Source organism: Streptomyces sp. NRRL F-5122 (genome assembly GCF_001507435.1).
Classification (GTDB): Bacteria; Actinomycetota; Actinomycetes; order Streptomycetales; family Streptomycetaceae; genus Streptomyces; species Streptomyces lannensis.
In genome coordinates this window covers 1-800 of record NZ_LMWH01000099.1, presented here as the reverse complement: position 1 = coordinate 800, position 800 = coordinate 1, and the positions used below count along the sequence as shown (strand labels likewise).

Genomic DNA, 800 nt, shown 5'->3' with positions numbered 1-800 from the left:
CGCCGAGACCCGCGAGGTCCTCATCAAGTCCCTCGCGATGCTGCAGTCCAAGCACGCGGACCTGCCCTCCCGCAAACACGGCAACCCCCCGCAGTAACCGAGCGGACCCACCGCGGCAACCCCGCGGACCTCTCTCTCACGGAGACTGACACCCATGGACATCCCTGATATCCGCGTCGAGAAGGGCCACGCCGAGCCCGAGGAAGTGGCCGCCATAACGGCCGTCCTGCTCGCCCGTGCGGCCGCCCAGTCGTCCACCACGACCCAGACCCACCGCGGCCGGGCCAAGGCCGGCTGGCGCCGTCTGGACCGCGAGCCGGGCTTCCGGGCCCCGCACAGCTGGCACGGCTAGGCAGCGCCCCTCGCGCCCGATTCCCGAAGGGCCCCTCCGCTCGCGGAGGGGCCCTTCTCGGTGTGCGGGTCCTGCCCGTGGCGCGGGCCCGAAGAAAAAATCCCCGCGCCCCTGAAGGGGCACGGGGAACCGTGTGATCAGCCACCTGCGGCCCGCGGTCGGCGCATTCCCGGGGCCCTGGGCGGCGATGTCACCCGCCTAGCGCAACCGGGCCATCAGCGCATGCTCGACCAGGGTGATCAGCGTCGACTTCGCATCGGCCCGATGTCTCGCGTCGGTCGTGATGATCGGGGCGTCCGGGCCGATCTGCAGTGCCTCGCGGACCTCTTCGGGGTTGTACGGCTGGTTGCCGTCGAAGCCGTTGAGGGCGATGACGAAGGGCAGGCCGGAGTTCTCGAAGTAGTCGACCGCGGGGAAGCAGTCGGCGAGGCGGCGGGTGTCGACCAGG

General features: G+C 71.1%; 1 protein-coding gene and 1 pseudogene. One reads left to right on the top strand and one right to left on the bottom strand.

Annotated features, from left to right (window positions below; translation table 11 throughout):
• Positions 1-154: 154 nt before the first annotated feature.
• Positions 155-352 (top strand): acyl-CoA carboxylase subunit epsilon, encoded by a 198-nt coding sequence (locus ADL25_RS12415; RefSeq protein WP_059127754.1) that lies wholly within the window; start codon positions 155-157, stop codon positions 350-352.
• Between the two features lie 198 nt (positions 353-550).
• Here ADL25_RS12415 and ADL25_RS12410 read toward each other — a convergent pair.
• A pseudogene (locus tag ADL25_RS12410) lies at positions 551-800 on the bottom strand (ATP/GTP-binding protein); the annotation flags it as partial.